The 14,073-nt window shown below is 51.9% G+C and carries 19 protein-coding genes and 1 pseudogene; all 20 read left to right on the top strand.

Going from position 1 to position 14,073, the window contains the following annotated elements; all coding sequences use genetic code 11:
* Positions 1-285, top strand: coding sequence for a hypothetical protein (locus IPK79_14165; protein ID MBK8191578.1), 285 nt, complete (start codon positions 1-3; stop codon positions 283-285).
* A 5-nt stretch (positions 286-290) separates the two neighbouring features.
* Positions 291-623 (top strand): hypothetical protein, encoded by a 333-nt coding sequence (locus IPK79_14160; protein ID MBK8191577.1) that lies wholly within the window; start codon positions 291-293, stop codon positions 621-623.
* Between the two features lie 377 nt (positions 624-1,000).
* Positions 1,001-1,559: pseudogene (locus IPK79_14155) on the top strand (DNA cytosine methyltransferase).
* Between the two features lie 133 nt (positions 1,560-1,692).
* Positions 1,693-2,022, top strand: coding sequence for a hypothetical protein (locus IPK79_14150; GenBank protein ID MBK8191576.1), 330 nt, complete (start codon positions 1,693-1,695; stop codon positions 2,020-2,022).
* On the top strand, positions 2,007-2,930 hold the full coding sequence (locus tag IPK79_14145; GenBank protein ID MBK8191575.1) for a hypothetical protein: 924 nt from the start codon (positions 2,007-2,009) through the stop codon (positions 2,928-2,930). The genes IPK79_14150 and IPK79_14145 overlap by 16 nt, the downstream gene beginning before the upstream one ends.
* A complete protein-coding gene (gene dnaB / locus IPK79_14140) occupies positions 2,930-4,288 on the top strand; it encodes a replicative DNA helicase (GenBank protein MBK8191574.1) in 1,359 nt (452 codons plus the stop codon). The genes IPK79_14145 and dnaB overlap by 1 nt, the downstream gene beginning before the upstream one ends.
* Before the next feature lie 1,077 nt (positions 4,289-5,365).
* Positions 5,366-5,614, top strand: a complete 249-nt coding sequence (locus tag IPK79_14135) for a hypothetical protein (protein ID MBK8191573.1) — start codon at positions 5,366-5,368, stop codon at positions 5,612-5,614.
* Positions 5,615-5,624: 10 nt separating this feature from the next.
* Positions 5,625-6,374 carry a hypothetical protein gene (locus IPK79_14130; GenBank protein ID MBK8191572.1) on the top strand — a complete coding sequence of 250 codons (750 nt, stop codon included), beginning with the start codon at positions 5,625-5,627 and terminating at the stop codon, positions 6,372-6,374.
* Positions 6,361-6,738, top strand: coding sequence for a hypothetical protein (locus IPK79_14125; GenBank protein MBK8191571.1), 378 nt, complete (start codon positions 6,361-6,363; stop codon positions 6,736-6,738). Before IPK79_14130 ends, IPK79_14125 begins: the two co-directional genes overlap by 14 nt.
* 119 nt (positions 6,739-6,857) lie before the next feature.
* On the top strand, positions 6,858-7,172 hold the full coding sequence (locus IPK79_14120) for a DUF1064 domain-containing protein (protein MBK8191570.1): 315 nt from the start codon (positions 6,858-6,860) through the stop codon (positions 7,170-7,172).
* Positions 7,173-7,392: 220 nt separating this feature from the next.
* A complete protein-coding gene (locus IPK79_14115; protein MBK8191569.1) occupies positions 7,393-7,872 on the top strand; it encodes a lysozyme in 480 nt (159 codons plus the stop codon).
* Between the two features lie 123 nt (positions 7,873-7,995).
* The gene (locus tag IPK79_14110) at positions 7,996-8,226 is read left to right on the top strand and encodes a hypothetical protein (GenBank protein ID MBK8191568.1); all 231 of its coding nucleotides are present in this window, start codon (positions 7,996-7,998) and stop codon (positions 8,224-8,226) included.
* A gap of 97 nt (positions 8,227-8,323) precedes the next feature.
* Positions 8,324-8,818 carry a hypothetical protein gene (locus tag IPK79_14105; protein ID MBK8191567.1) on the top strand — a complete coding sequence of 165 codons (495 nt, stop codon included), beginning with the start codon at positions 8,324-8,326 and terminating at the stop codon, positions 8,816-8,818.
* On the top strand, positions 8,815-9,234 hold the full coding sequence (locus IPK79_14100) for a DUF1353 domain-containing protein (protein MBK8191566.1): 420 nt from the start codon (positions 8,815-8,817) through the stop codon (positions 9,232-9,234). The genes IPK79_14105 and IPK79_14100 overlap by 4 nt, the downstream gene beginning before the upstream one ends.
* A gap of 151 nt (positions 9,235-9,385) precedes the next feature.
* Positions 9,386-9,859 (top strand): hypothetical protein, encoded by a 474-nt coding sequence (locus IPK79_14095; protein ID MBK8191565.1) that lies wholly within the window; start codon positions 9,386-9,388, stop codon positions 9,857-9,859.
* A 13-nt stretch (positions 9,860-9,872) separates the two neighbouring features.
* Positions 9,873-10,232 (top strand): hypothetical protein, encoded by a 360-nt coding sequence (locus IPK79_14090; GenBank protein MBK8191564.1) that lies wholly within the window; start codon positions 9,873-9,875, stop codon positions 10,230-10,232.
* Positions 10,233-10,390: 158 nt separating this feature from the next.
* Complete coding sequence (locus tag IPK79_14085; protein MBK8191563.1) at positions 10,391-12,700, top strand: hypothetical protein; 2,310 nt, start codon at positions 10,391-10,393, stop codon at positions 12,698-12,700.
* 10 nt (positions 12,701-12,710) lie between these two features.
* Entirely contained in the window at positions 12,711-13,229 is a 519-nt protein-coding gene (locus IPK79_14080; protein MBK8191562.1) for a hypothetical protein, read from the top strand.
* Position 13,230: 1 nt separating this feature from the next.
* Entirely contained in the window at positions 13,231-13,668 is a 438-nt protein-coding gene (locus tag IPK79_14075) for a hypothetical protein (protein ID MBK8191561.1), read from the top strand.
* 11 nt (positions 13,669-13,679) lie between these two features.
* Positions 13,680-14,039, top strand: a complete 360-nt coding sequence (locus tag IPK79_14070; protein MBK8191560.1) for a hypothetical protein — start codon at positions 13,680-13,682, stop codon at positions 14,037-14,039.
* Positions 14,040-14,073: the final 34 nt, after the last annotated feature.

Here is a 14,073-nt window from a genome sequence, read left to right as displayed (position 1 = left end):
ATGGCTGAGTATTACACGAATGAAAGCGCCGCTCACCTCCTTCTCTCCATGACAAGGATTGTCGAGAAGCCGGAAGACTGTGAAGGATTGCGGAAATGTTTGAATAAAGCGGTTGAAAATGTGGCGCTAGAAAGAGACAAAGAAATTGAGAAGCTGAAAAGATACCAATCAAAGCTAATAAAAAGAGTTCTATATTTAAGCCAATTGTGCTTACATATAATTGAAGAAGATTTGTCTAAAAAAGACGTTCTTTATAGCGTATTTTGCCCAACTCCAGATGAGTGAAAACAATGCTTGAACATTACACCCATGAATCATCCGCCGCGCTACTTCTTGAAGTCACTGGAATTCAAGAGACGCCAGAAAATTGTAGCGGATTAGCGGCCTGTTTGAATGCAGCTATCGCAAAGATACAGGAAAGCTATACGCCTGGAGATAAGAGAATCGAGGCAGGGGATTACGTTGAAATTGAATTGGGTGGAGGTTATTGCGTCGATGGAATTATCGATCATGTCCCAAATAAGAGTAGCGATTATTGGATTATCATAGAAGATGATGGATGCTATCGCTATTTTTATAATCCTCCATCTATTAAGTTGGTTAAGAAAGGAGAAACACAATAATGAATCCCAGGACAGCACTCTATATTGTTAGAGAATTCAATACTCAGGCATTAAACAATATAGACGACGATACATTTGAGCACAAAACAAAGTGCAACGACTGGAGGAATCACGTACCAACTGGAATTATCGACGTATGGAAAAATCTGTCTGGTACTGAAAGGGCGCTTGTAGCGCTGGTTGCTGATCATGCCGCTAGCGCGGAATATTGGGATTAATACGGCAATGATGCTATCATGTGCGCACCGGGGAGGCTGTTGACGCAGCCAGCCCGGCACGTCTTGCCAATATCCTAACCAGATAGGAATTTGACCAATGTTATATTATAACATATCTGATTTTCCTGCTTCCAGTTTTTTAACGTGGGAGCGCCATCAATGAAAATCCTGATTGCTTGTGAATTCACTGCGACCGTGCGTGATGCCTTTCTTGCGTTGGGCATGATGCCTTGGTCATGTGACCTATTCTCGATAGCGAGGGGAACCCAAAGGGCATATTCATGGCGACGTTCTAGCTATCCTCCATGGCGGATGGGACATGATGATTGCCCATCCGCCATGCACTCATCTTGCCGTCAGCGGCGCCCGATGGTTCAAGGACAAGCTGAAGGAACAGGCCGAGGCGCTGGACTTCGTGCGCCTGCTGCTTTCCGCGCCCATCCCGCGCATCGCTCTTGAAAACCCGGTCAGTATCATATCCAGCCGAATCAGAAAGCCGGATCAGGTGATTCAGCCTTGGCAACATGGCCACGGAGAAACAAAGGCAACCTGCCTGTGGCTGAAAGGATTGCCGAAGCTGCACCCCTCGAATGTTGTAGATGGGCGAGAAAATAAAATATGGAAAATGCCGCCATCGTCCGAACGATGGAAGAATAGAAGCAGGACTTACAAAGGAATTGCAGATGCCATGGCGGCGCAATGGGGAGGCCAATCATGAATCCCCTATCAATGCTCGCGTTGTGGTGCTGGTTCAGAAACAATCCTCAAGCCTCATTCTCAGAATTTCAAGACGCCTTCAATCGCGCAATGCGAATTGGTGGGCAGTCATGAATGCTAAGACTAGCAATGTCGTGAAACTCGAAGATCGGCGATTCTGGAAAGAGGTCAACGAGCGGCTGGCGCTCAATGCGCTCATCATGGAATCAGCCGCGCATGATAAGCGGCTTACAAAGATTGATCTCGTCGCCTTGATAACCCTCCTAAACAACCGTCAATTCTCAAACATGATCCGCTCTCTTCCGGGGAGATGGCCTGAAAAATCCATTCAGCGGCTCGTCAATTGCGGTTATCTCGTGGATTGTGGAATCGTCCCTAATCATGCTGTCCCTGAACTTGCGCCGTATTTACACGCATTTGAACTCTCGGAAAGAGAAGCTAACCGCGAATGGTGGATGGAATGAATTCTGATATTAGGCTTTCAGTAAGTTTTTGGGATCATTGGAAAACAGTAGTTCTTAAAGAAGATTTAGGGTATCAGGGAGTTGAATCATTACAGCGATTATGGTGTTTTTCAGCAATCAACAAGCCAACCGGGAAGCTCGTCGGCATGAACTCCAGGGCTATAGAAATCGCTGCAAGATGGACCGGGGCACCGGGGGCGCTGACCACAAAGCTCGTCGAGCTGGCATTTTTGGACTCTCAGAACGGCGTCTACGAACTTCATGACTGGGAAGAGCACAACGGATACGTGGTTCATGCTCCAGACCGATCAGACAAGGCAAGAAAAGCCGCAAGTGCAAGATGGGAAAGGAAAAACGACATAGAGCCTCCGCCAAGAAATGCTACGAGCAATGCTACGAGCAATGCTACGAGCATTCCTAAGAGCAATGCTAAAAGCAATGCCCCTTCTCCTGCTCCTGCTCCTGCTCCTGCTCCTGCTCCTGCTCCTGCTCCTGCTCCTGATCTTGGAAGATTGGAGGAGGAGGTGGTAACTGTCGCGCGCGACGGTTCCGCCACCGCCACCGCCGTTCTCATGGTTGACGAACCGATGACGTTCTCGCCCTCCGACATTCAAGCCGTCGAACGAATGCGGGAAATCTGGAATCGGAAATGCCCTGGCCATGGATTGCATCGGCTTGCTGAATTGCGGCATTGGCCAGATAATCGGATCGAAGCAGCCAAGAATTTTCTATTCAAAAAAATCGACGGTGATTTTGATCGATGGGAACGGCTGATCGATCATGTTCTGAAAGATTCGCTCATGACCGGTGGCGCACCGGCAAAAAAAGGCTATGCTCATCCATGGGCCGCGTCATTTGACTGGCTGCTTGAGCAAGCCAATATCTTGAAAGTCATGGAGGGGCGCTAATGGAAAATCAACTTCTGGCCAGCATTGAAGCCGAAATCTCAGTTATTGGCGGAATCTTGGTTTCTCCGATTGCGTTCTCCGAAGTCTCGGCAATCGTTTCCGCTGGCGACTTTTCTAAAGAAGCGCATCGCCGGATTTTCTCGGCAATGACGGCGATGGATGCGGCAGGACAGCCGATTGACGTTCTCACGATTGCCGAGTGGATGGAATCGAAAGGGACTTTGCAGGAAGGCGATTGGGCATATATCGGGACCGCCGCAAGAGATACGCCCAGCGCCGCGAATGTTCTGGCCTATGCGCGAATTGTTCGAGATAGGGCGCGTCGTCGTGAATTGATTCAGCTTGGAACTGATTTGCAATCGTGGGCGATGCGTGATGACGCGGAAAAAGCGATTGCGCAACTCAAGGCCGCGATTGATGCTGTCGCCGACGCGGCTGGATTTGAATCGGGATTAGTTCCGATTAAGACTTTGCTCCCGGAGGTTGTCAATGAAATAGATCAGCGATTTGAAGGAATAGCGCCGAAAGGCGCGCCAACCGGCCTTGCTGATCTCGACGCAAAGACTTGCGGATTGAAACCGGGAAAGCTGTATCTAGTGGCTGGCAGGCCAGCGATGGGTAAAAGCGTCCTCGGATTGCAGATTGCGGCGCGCGTGGTTGGCGATGGCGGGAAAGCCGCTTATTTTACCGCCGAGATGCCGAACGCTGAACAGGTTGAAAGGCTAGTGGCGAATGTCGGGAATATCGATCTTGGCGCATTGCAAACCGGAAAGCTTGACGATGATCATTGGTCGAGATTGACATCAGCCGTCACGCAATTATCATCCGCTAAACTTTGGTTCGACGAAACCGGCTCCCCGCTGCTTTCCGATATTCTCTCGAAAGCACGTCGACTGAAACGGCGCGAGGGGAATATCGATCTGGTGGTCGTCGATCATGCTGGACTGGTGGAAGCCGGCGGAGAGAATCGCCAGAACGCGCAATCGGCGGTGGCAAGAGCGCTCAAGGGATTAGCGAAAGAACTAGCTTGCCCAGTTATTGCGCTTGTGCAACTCTCTCGGAAACTCGAAGAACGAACAGACAAGCGCCCGATGCTTTCCGATTTGCGGGACTCTGGAGAGTGGGAACAATCCGCTGATGTGGTCGCCATGCTTTACCGGGATGAGATATACAACCCCGATTCACCAGACAAGAATTGCGCTGAATTGCTGATTCGTAAACAGCGCAGTGGTGTTTTGGGGATTATCCCGTTGCGATTCCTTGGCCAATTCGCCCGCTTTGAATCCATGGCTGGAGGATTGCCGTCATGGGATATGCCGGCACCAACAAAAAGAAACAATCGAGGAATTGATCTTTAGCCATGAACCACGCATTCCATAACTACCAACCCCTACAACCTGACAAGCGATTCAAGTATGGCGACCAGGTACTTTTCATGCCGCCGCCTGCCGCTTACTCGAAACAATGCAAGCAAGCACGTTGCGTCGGAAAGAAAGGCTTTGTTGCGAGAATGCAATCTGAAGAATACGGATTAGTGGTTTTCCAGGATGGCCCGTGTCTTTTAAACCTGAGATACTGCGAGAAGCAATGATGGAAACTCAATTCGCACATAGCTATCCGCCAGTTTATTCAGTTCGCCGCGATCCAATCTTGGTCTGTCCGCGCTGCAAGCGGGCTGTCATTGACTCTGCATCAGCCAAAAATGCGTATCGATGCAAAGAGCATGGGGATGTGGTGGCGATTTGGAGCGAGGTGGTGAATGCCTACTAAGCCCAGCCACCGAAAGCGCCCGCCGCGCCCCTCCAACCGGCTCCCAAAGAACCTCTACGCGGTCCTGGGCGGAGACCTGTCTAGCCTACGGGCCACGGTTGGCGATTTAAGCCGCCAAATCGGCTCAGGAAGCAACGCTACGGAAGTAGGCGCTAGGGGTACCAAGGGTACGTCAGTAAAACGCCTAGAATCGCATAATTTACCGTTCGAGGGGAAACCATGAAGTCGGGCGCGACAACCGTTAGCCCGGTTCAGATCGGGCGCAAAAGCCGACGCAAAGGCCGGGCTGGCGAGTGCGAAATTGCCGGGATTCTTCGAGACCTACTTGGCGTCAACGCAAAGCGTCGTGTGCGACAGCATGATGGTGATTCGGACCTGGAAGGGTTGGACGGTTGGTCTGTCGAAGTGAAGCGCGCGAAAACACCAGCTATTCCGGCATGGTGGAGACAGACAGTCGAGCAAGCATCCACCTCGAAATTGCGTCCGGTATTGTTTTATCGGGTTGACCGAAGAGAGTGGCGGGCTATATGGCCTTTGCAGGCGGCTCTATTTCCAGAAATAGCCGATATATGCAGTTTGCTAGAACCTAGGCCACATTTCTTCCAGGTCGAATCTGGTATTGAAGCATGGGCCATGGTTTATCGGGAGACTATCGAGGGGAAGTCATGAAACCAGACGTGTTCAAGTTCGGCGATCGGGTCCGTAAGGTGGGCGGGAGCTATCAAGCCAACGGCACGATCCGAGCCGCTTTCCAGACGCGCAACGGTCAACAGCGGTATGTATTCGATTTCGATACGCCCGCTGGATTGCTGCATATCTTCAATCATGAGCAATTAGAGCCGCTCAATAATGAGTCACAAAGCGAAATCATGAAAAAAGCGCGGGATGAATTGCGCAAGCTATTAGGAAAATAGGTTGAAACCGATGACTAAAGAAAACATCCCCGAATTGTTAAAGAAAGCCATCAACTGCTGGGAATCTCTCCGAGGCCCGATGGTTGATTCAGGTATCGTCGATCCAAAGGGGATTATCCCGCACCTAGTTATCGATGCCTTTTTTTCAGGGTGGCGGGACGGATCGACCACAAGCCATGACCACAAAATCCAAGCAGCTACTCATGAGAATGAAATGGGCAAAATAACGATTGAATGCGACGCCGGAAAGGTATCTGACGGCTATCATACCTTTGATGAACTGTATGATCATCGTTGCCACCTCTTCGCGGCGCTGATGCGTAGCAACCCAGATATCTCATGGAGAGCGAACAATCACGAAGACGGAACAATGTTTGACGGCTGGTTTGTCGCGGGAATGCACCTTCCTAACGGAGATATTTCATATCACCTACCGGTAAGCATGTGGACTCTGCTAGATGGAAAAGGCATTGCCACAGTCAACAAAGGTCCAAAGTGGGACGGACATACGGCGGCCGATACCGTTAAGCGACTGGCTGAATGGTGTGTTGCTGGCCATGACCACAAAATCCAAGTCACCCGCATCTACGGAGCGCGCGGCGCGGATGTATTCGCGGAGGGCGTGCTAAGTACCAAAGGCGATCTCATCAAGATCGAGGGGAGCCGAGATATGGAAATCACGCCCGATGAAGCCGCAAGGCTTGGGAAAGAATTGATCCGGCTGGCGCGGGATGGTGGATGGATCGATGACGAATACTGAATACATGCGGGCACGTTTGACGGCTGGAATTCACGCTGATCATCATGGAACCAAGCGGGAATCGCTAGAATCCTTGCGTTGTTCGGAATGGTCGATAGAATTTGAGCGACTCATGCGTAATCGGCTGCTGGTTGGGCGATTCAGGTATGCCAGCATGGCCGATCCGAATAGGCCGCAATACAATCGCATTGAATCAGCAAGCAAGCGATTGCGCGAATATCAAGATATTGGCAACCTTGAATTACTGGTTGATGTAGCCAATCTTTGCTTACTGGAATTCGTTCATGGCGATCATCCATCCAAGCATTTCAACGCAAAGGATGATGGGGAACACGTTGCATCTGTGGATTGGAGCGCGGCTTGATGTACACATGGCCTAAAGTGAGGAGGATTAGAATCAATGCCGGCTAAATCCCCTTTCGCCTCACTCCGGCCAATCCGCCAGCGCAACCCAAGAAACCCGATACTCTCGCCCTGGGACGCATGAAAGCCGGGGTCCGCAACGCCACGGAAGCGGAATATGAAAAGCTCCTAGAAACCCGCCGTTGCTTGGGCGAGGTGCTTTGGTATCGCTTCGAGGGAATCACGCTCAGAATCGCCAAGGGCGTGAGCTACACGCCGGATTTCGTGGTGATGCTGGCCAGCGGAGAAATCGAACTGCATGAAGTCAAAGGCTACTGGCGAGACGATGCCCGCGCCAAGACCCGCGTCGCCGCTGAACAGTTCCCATTTCGGATTATTGCCATCACTAGACCCTCTCGAAAGAAAGGAGCGGGATGGGTGTTCGAGGACATATGAGCGCGCCGCCCAACCGGCTGCTGACCTGTGTAATACACATAAAATGATCGAAATAGGTGTATGATGACAACAATAAGTGAGATTCTGATGATCAAGCGGTGCTGTTTTTGCGGTATATTCGTTCCTCGTGAGCGGTGGACAGTTAAGGGCGATCCTGGAAACCCACAACCGCTTTGTGAGAAATGCTATAAGGAGGCCGCTCTTGATAGAGACTGACACGATGACCCCATCCCAAGCCGCCCTGGACCTGCTCCACGAATTCGAGCAGGGACCGCAAGGCGGCATGGCCTCGGTGCCGTACTGTGACTTTGCCGGGCATCCCACGATTGGTTGGGGCCATCGAATCCTGCCTAGAGAGCGATTCTCGAAGCCGCTCACGGTGGCTCAATCCGATGATCTGCTACGTAGCGACCTGGAACGGTTCGCCGCCGCCGTCAACTCATTGGTGACAGCGCCTATCACTCAATCGATGTTCGATGCCCTGGTGTGCTTTGCTTTCAATGTCGGGCTAGGCGCGCTCAAAGGCTCCACTCTCCTACGCCTGCTGAACCAACATTGGTACGCCGCCGCCGCACAGCAGTTCGAGCGATGGGACAAGGCCACGGACCAAAAGACCGGAAAAAAAGTATCACTAGCCGGCCTGAAGCGCCGCCGGCTGGCGGAACGTCGCTTGTTCGAGCGCGATGGATTCCAGCCATGAGGTACTATCTCTACATGCTCTTAGCCATGGCCGACGCGCGATACCAATCCGCCTATTGGGAACAAGTGGCGGTTTCCGAGTGGTGGCTTTCGGTTGTTGATCAAATTATCAAGAGGTAACAACATGTCTGATTTTGTCGATAGCAAAAGTGATGATCGTACCGTCAACAACGTCATGCGCCATGCCTACCGGGTGCTGAGTGATGACGAAAAGAACCTGATGCAGGCAATCAAAGATAAGGGGCTTGAATTGCATGAGCTGATTGAGAGCATCGGTCAATCCCGTGAACTCTCTCTTGCCAAGACGAAAACGGAAGAGGCGGTCATGTGGGCCGTTAAGCACCTGACAAAATGAAAGACGCCATTCTCTTCGTCGTCTCGATGGCGCTGATATTCTCAGTGCCAATCGGACTGTCCCTGTTTGCAATCATTGGCAGACTATTGGGAGCGCCATGAAAGCATTCATTCTCGCTGCTTGCGCTGTTGCGGCACCTTGTCTCGCCGATGACGGCGTTACGTGGATTACCCCGCATGTCGTGGATACCGGGGTATCCGTGGCTATATTGCAGTCTGTCCCTGGTGCTGTTGAGATGAATCCCATGGGATTTCCAGGCGTCGTGGTCGCCAAGTTCGCGCTAGAAGGTATCGCGTTGGGCTATAGAGACGCTGGCGATGTAGAGACGTGCCAAGCCGTCGCTGGCGGTGCCCGCTGGGGAGGTTGGATCGGCACTGGCGCGACCCTGGGCGGTCTAGCCGCTGGCCCTGTCGGTCTGGCGCTGGGTGGCCTTAGCGCTGGGCTGCTATCGTGGCAGTGGTCGCGAGAGTCCGCGCAGTGGACGTGCTCACAGCCGCCGCTTGTGGATAGCGCGCCATATAGCTATTCTGGGCCAGAGTGCATGGGCTGGAATAATGCGCGCCCTGATTTCTGCAACGAGATGCCGAAATGATCGACAAAAATCGGTTTCCAGATGAATTAATGACGGTTTATGTTTCTCCGAGATACCGAAGGCTGACTGCGGATTTCCGGTTTATTGACCCAGTGGAAGGAATCATCCGCTGCAAAAAATGGCTGGAAATCGACGGCGCTAGCTTCGGTCGAGCATTCTCGGTTCTGTTCGGCGATCAGCACGACTACGATGTGCCGGCAACTCCACATGATCAGCTCTATGAGGATAACCGCGTTGCTGGGAAATATCTGACTCGCCAGCAGTGTGACAAGGTTTTCTATCGGGCGATGCAGTACGCGGGATTCTCTAAAGCGCTTGCCTGGACTTTTTATTCCGGAGTCCGCCTTGGCGGCTGGTGGCCCTGGTGGCGGAATCGCCGACGCGATGCGAAAAAGCGGAAGGAGCGCGCAAAATGAGAACCCTATTGCTGGCCACATGCGGTTTATTCGCCGGGTGTATGGGCTTCCAACCGCTCGTAGATCAAGTTACGGATCAAACCGTGGCGGTTGAGCACGCGAAGTATCAAACCGCTGAGCTGATCATGTGCCGGGCGATCAGCATTGGTGAATGGATGCGATCCGTTGGGCCGTATCTAGAAAAAGTGCAAGGCTGGCGGGCGTTGTGTGTCGGGTCGAGTTTGCCAGACGTGCCGGGAATCCCGTGATGGAAGGCGATGACCGCGCAATCCATGAGCTGATCATTTCAAATCGTGAAATGACGAATCTCATACGTATTCATGACGCTGATATAGCGGCACTCAAGGCAAGAGTCGAGTACAACGCAAAACAAAGCGAAAAGCTGGAATCCATGGTACATCAAATTGGTGATGACGTTTCAGCGGTAAGAAACGACGTAACAAGCAAAGTCAATGAAATGCAGATTGCCGTTTTGAATCACATTCAAAACGATGAGATTGCACAGAATAGGATATTGAAAACTATTATTGTTGCTGCATTCGTTAATGGGCTAGCAGTTATTTTGTGGCTTGTCAGTTCATGGGTTGATTCTGGGATGCCATGGCCCATATTCTCATGGCTTTAAGTGAGGCGATGAAATGAAAAGCATTGTTGGTCTTGTTTTTATGCTAGCGGCTTCGGCCGCTTTCGCTGATACGTATCAGCTCACCTTAGGTTGGAATACTCCAACCTGGAACCCGTCTGACACGCCGAGTTATTCGGCTAAGTACCGAGTCAATGGCGGCGCAGAGACTCTCTCCCCAAGCCTGACCTCTCCAAGCTGGACCACGACCTTGACCGCGAATCCCGGCGATCCCGTGGAAGTGGCGGCTCAGAATGTGAATGGCGCGCTAGTGTCGGCCTGGTCTGGATGGGTCACAGCGACCGCTGGTTACGCGCCGACTACTCCCACGACGCCGGCAGGCATGACGATCAACCTGATCCGCACCGGCCCGTAAGATGCCTTTTCCAAGATGGTCTCCCGATCAAGAGCGCCAACTCATGAGGCTTTGGAAAACAAGGTTGAATATCGAGGTTGCCGCCTTGGTCGGGAAATCCTTAGATGCTTGCGAGAAAAAGGCAAAAAGGCTGTATAAGTCTAATAAAGGATTTCGTGATGCTGCGAATCAAAGACAAGGCTCGTATTTGGACTTGCTTGCTGACCGCCGTTCTGACTTTATGCGCGAGTGTCGCGGACGCCCGGAATATCACGTTCGCGTGGGATTCAAGCCAGAACTGGACAGCCGGAACGACGGTTGAGCTTGAAGCAAATGGAGTCAGCGCAAATGGCATCACAGGCACTCAATATGTTCTCGATGTTCCCGTTCAGCCGGGCGAGGTCATTAGCGCACGGGCAAGGGCTATTCCGCCAACCGGTTATCAATGCGGAGACCCGCTTGAAATATGTCCACCATCGCCGTGGTCTGAATCGCTTGTACAGACAGTTCCACCAGACCCTACTGGATTATGGTCCACAAAAGAACCTATCGGTGGAGGTGGGGTAATGGCTGCGCCAACGTTTGTCTCTCAATATGCTACGGCATTCAATAGCACTACTACACCGAAAACCGCAATGAGTGCTGTAGCGATCAATTCTAATGATGTGCTAGTCGCGGTAGCGTCATCCGCAAACTCCTATAAAACGCTATCGATCACAGAAAACGGTGCCGCTTCCGCGACGCTACAAAGATCTAGCGTAGTAGTCGACTACTCTCCCGCTTATGGGTGGACATATGTTGCTCCGTCCGCTGAGACCATTACAATTTCATTCTCTTCTTCAGGCGGATCAGGCGAATATTTCGGCGGAAACATTGTGCGGTTTTCTGGATCAGATGGAGTTGGCGCGAGCAACGTTGCGACTGGAGCGAGCGGAAATCCGTCTGTTTCTCTCACGACAACGCAGGCCAATTCGGCGATTGTCGTGATCGTCTCAGACTGGAATGCGGTTTCAGGAACTCAGACGTTCACGAATAATTTTAGCGGCACCCCAACCGCGCTTACAGACTATCCCGGAGACGGTGCGCAATACGGCGTCGCTATCGCATATTTTCCAGACGCCGGCGCGGTGGGATCAAAAACGGTTGGCATGTCCGCGCCAACTGGGCAAAAGTGGACAATCATCGCGATTGAGGTGAAAGGAAGTACCTCAACAACCGTAACAGCGACAACCGGAATCGATGCGCTTGTTCAAAAAACTGGAATAACCGCAACATCTAGCTTGGGTGCATTGCTGCAAAAGTCGTTTAGCGGGACCGTGAGCATTGACTCAATTATTTCCGCAATTAAAACAGGCAGCATCTCAATAGACGCGCTGCTTAATGCAACTAATAAATCCGCCACTGTTTCAGTGGATGGATTGTTGCAGGCCGTAAGAACCGGCGCGGTTTCTATTGACGCGGCGATTGCCATTATCGTTGCGGCCACTTCTGGCGTTGATGCTCTGTTGCAAAGTTCGTTTAGCGCAACGTCTGGACTAGACGCAATTGTCAGTGGGAGTTCAACGGTTACTGCATCGCTTGATGGATTGCTGCAATCTGGAAAATCGACAACGGCGCTAATCGACGCGCTGTTACAAACCGGTTATCTATCACAGACCGGCATTGACGCGATTATCTCCAAGACGTTTAGTGCGACTGCATCACTCGATGCGCTCTTGCAGTCCGGCGCTATTACGTCCACTAGCCTAGACGCGATCATCAGCGGTGGCAGTTCGGCGTCGGTAGTGCTGGACGCGCTCTTGCAGTCCGGCGTGGTGAGTACAGCTTCTATCGATGCCTTGATACAAAAGCCGGCGTCCGTCACTGCCTCGATGGACGCTTTCATCCAGGGTAGTGCGTCCGCCGTTGCAGCGCTGGATGGGCTGTTACAGGGCGCTAAAACCGGCACACTGTCACTAGACGCGATCATCGTGAGTGCCGGGGAAGCGCTGGCCACAACGGCGCTGGACGGGCTGTTGCAGGCGCTCAAGACCGGCACGCTATCGCTGGATGCCCTGGTAGCGGTACCGGTCGCTGGGGCAACGGCTAGCTTGGACGCACTGCTGTCTGTGACCGGCGTGAGCACTGTCAATCTTGGCGCTTTGTTGCAATCCGCGAAAACGGGTATCATTTCCATCGATGGATTAGTGCAGTCCGCGAAAACCGCACCAGTGTCGATTGATGGATTGGTTCAATCGGCGAAAACTGGCACGGTTTCACTAGATTCGATAGTTGGAATTATTGGAAGCGCGGCTATTTCACTGGATGGGATTTTACAGAAAAGCAGGGCTAGCGGCGTATTTCTCGATGCGATCATCGGATTGATTTCGTCGATTATCATGCCTACCGGGCGCGTCATTAGCATTACACCAACTGATCGATATATTGTGATTAGCGAAACAGACAGATTCATTGTCATACCGAATTCAGATCGATCCGTTTTAAATTGAGGATATACCGATGGCCGCAACGATTCAGATTCACGAATTGACTACCGACGCTGACACGGGCGTTAACAAAACTTCAGGCACGGTGCGATTCAAGGCCGTTGCTTCTACGAGTTCGACGGCGGTGGATGCGAATGATCCGCTGGTGGTGCCCGGCGCTGGAACGAATTACAGCTATGTAAAAAAGCTACGCGCTTATATGGACGCGCCGCCGAATACGAATATCAGCAATATGCGTTGGTATTCGGACGGTAGCAGCGGGTTCGGGACCGGCGTCGCGTGTACGGCTAAGAACTTGGGAACCACCTTTGGAACGCACTACAATACGGCGATGAGCGGTGGCTCCAGTCTATTCGGCTATACATCCGGCTCTCCGCTGGATGGAGACGGAACGGATACGGGGCCATTCGTCCCGGCGGACGATAACACGTATGTAGGGGACATCATCGAGTTGCAGATTAGCGTGGCGTCTACCGCTACCAACGGCGCGCTGACTGCTGAGACGCTCACTCTGGCGTTTGATGAAGTGTAGGATGATCCTCCTACAAGACCGCTATGGTTTCGAGGCAGAAATGCCGGACGGAACCCTCATGACATCCGGCGGCGACATAGCCGGTGCGGTGAGAGTTTCCTTGATTCCGCAAATTCCACTATTGCCAAGGCATGATATTCTCGGACAAGTCTTTATCCGGCGATTCATGCGGGCGTTCAAGCGGTCGGTGGTTGGAGGATTCGACAAGCAGGCTTACTTCGCTGAGATCGAGCGACAAATCAGCGATAGCAGAATCGCGGCAAGATCGGCACGGGATGAAAAAGGTATTGTGCTGGCCACTGAAAAGGCCGAACCTGAAAAGCCGGTGAAAGGTGATGAATACATGCAAGTGGTCTGCATGGAATCTTGCCGGCTCTATGTCCGTCACTCGGACGGCGCAAGCCTGATTACTCCACCAGATTTTGAGCTGTATCTCTAGGAAATCACGCCATGGCTTATACGCACGATGGGAAAAAGCCGGTCAATTCTAAGAACGATCCTATTGACCCAGACGGTACAGACTGGCAATTCTTTCACTATGACGATTGGTTGCGTACCGGGGAAACCATTATTGCGCATACCGCGTCTATTGTGGGTGGAACCATCGTGACCGATTCAACCTACCTTGGAACGATGGTTGACGATACGGGAACTAGCTATGATCAGACCTATGGCGTGGAATATAGTGTTGCGGAAGGGGCAACATCCGTGATCTTGACGCATCGCGTATCCACTTCCACCACGGGCGCGGTTGATCTGGGACGGACTGATATTGATCGATCCGTGATTATTCCCGTTAGAACGCTTTGAGCGATGATGAAAGGTACTCCGCAGATATAGAAAT

It is taken from the genome of Vampirovibrionales bacterium, assembly GCA_016712355.1.
Classification (GTDB): domain Bacteria; phylum Cyanobacteriota; class Vampirovibrionia; order Vampirovibrionales; family Vampirovibrionaceae; genus JADJRF01.
Note: the sequence above shows the minus strand (reverse complement) of the source record. Positions and strands in the feature narration are given on the sequence as shown.

Bases quoted from the DNA above. Each gene is read 5' to 3' on its own strand.
- IPK79_14165 (MBK8191578.1), top strand. From the start codon at position 1: ATGGCTGAGTATTACACGAATGAAAGCGCCGCTCACCTCCTTCTCTCC.
- IPK79_14160 (MBK8191577.1), top strand. From the start codon at position 291: ATGCTTGAACATTACACCCATGAATCATCCGCCGCGCTACTTCTTGAA.
- IPK79_14145 (MBK8191575.1), top strand. From the start codon at position 2,007: ATGGTGGATGGAATGAATTCTGATATTAGGCTTTCAGTAAGTTTTTGG.
- dnaB (MBK8191574.1), top strand. From the start codon at position 2,930: ATGGAAAATCAACTTCTGGCCAGCATTGAAGCCGAAATCTCAGTTATT.
- IPK79_14135 (MBK8191573.1), top strand. From the start codon at position 5,366: ATGAAACCAGACGTGTTCAAGTTCGGCGATCGGGTCCGTAAGGTGGGC.
- IPK79_14130 (MBK8191572.1), top strand. From the start codon at position 5,625: ATGACTAAAGAAAACATCCCCGAATTGTTAAAGAAAGCCATCAACTGC.
- IPK79_14125 (MBK8191571.1), top strand. From the start codon at position 6,361: ATGACGAATACTGAATACATGCGGGCACGTTTGACGGCTGGAATTCAC.
- IPK79_14120 (MBK8191570.1), top strand. From the start codon at position 6,858: ATGAAAGCCGGGGTCCGCAACGCCACGGAAGCGGAATATGAAAAGCTC.
- IPK79_14115 (MBK8191569.1), top strand. From the start codon at position 7,393: ATGACCCCATCCCAAGCCGCCCTGGACCTGCTCCACGAATTCGAGCAG.
- IPK79_14110 (MBK8191568.1), top strand. From the start codon at position 7,996: ATGTCTGATTTTGTCGATAGCAAAAGTGATGATCGTACCGTCAACAAC.
- IPK79_14105 (MBK8191567.1), top strand. From the start codon at position 8,324: ATGAAAGCATTCATTCTCGCTGCTTGCGCTGTTGCGGCACCTTGTCTC.
- IPK79_14100 (MBK8191566.1), top strand. From the start codon at position 8,815: ATGATCGACAAAAATCGGTTTCCAGATGAATTAATGACGGTTTATGTT.
- IPK79_14095 (MBK8191565.1), top strand. From the start codon at position 9,386: ATGGATGCGATCCGTTGGGCCGTATCTAGAAAAAGTGCAAGGCTGGCG.
- IPK79_14090 (MBK8191564.1), top strand. From the start codon at position 9,873: ATGAAAAGCATTGTTGGTCTTGTTTTTATGCTAGCGGCTTCGGCCGCT.
- IPK79_14085 (MBK8191563.1), top strand. From the start codon at position 10,391: ATGCTGCGAATCAAAGACAAGGCTCGTATTTGGACTTGCTTGCTGACC.
- IPK79_14080 (MBK8191562.1), top strand. From the start codon at position 12,711: ATGGCCGCAACGATTCAGATTCACGAATTGACTACCGACGCTGACACG.
- IPK79_14075 (MBK8191561.1), top strand. From the start codon at position 13,231: ATGATCCTCCTACAAGACCGCTATGGTTTCGAGGCAGAAATGCCGGAC.
- IPK79_14070 (MBK8191560.1), top strand. From the start codon at position 13,680: ATGGCTTATACGCACGATGGGAAAAAGCCGGTCAATTCTAAGAACGAT.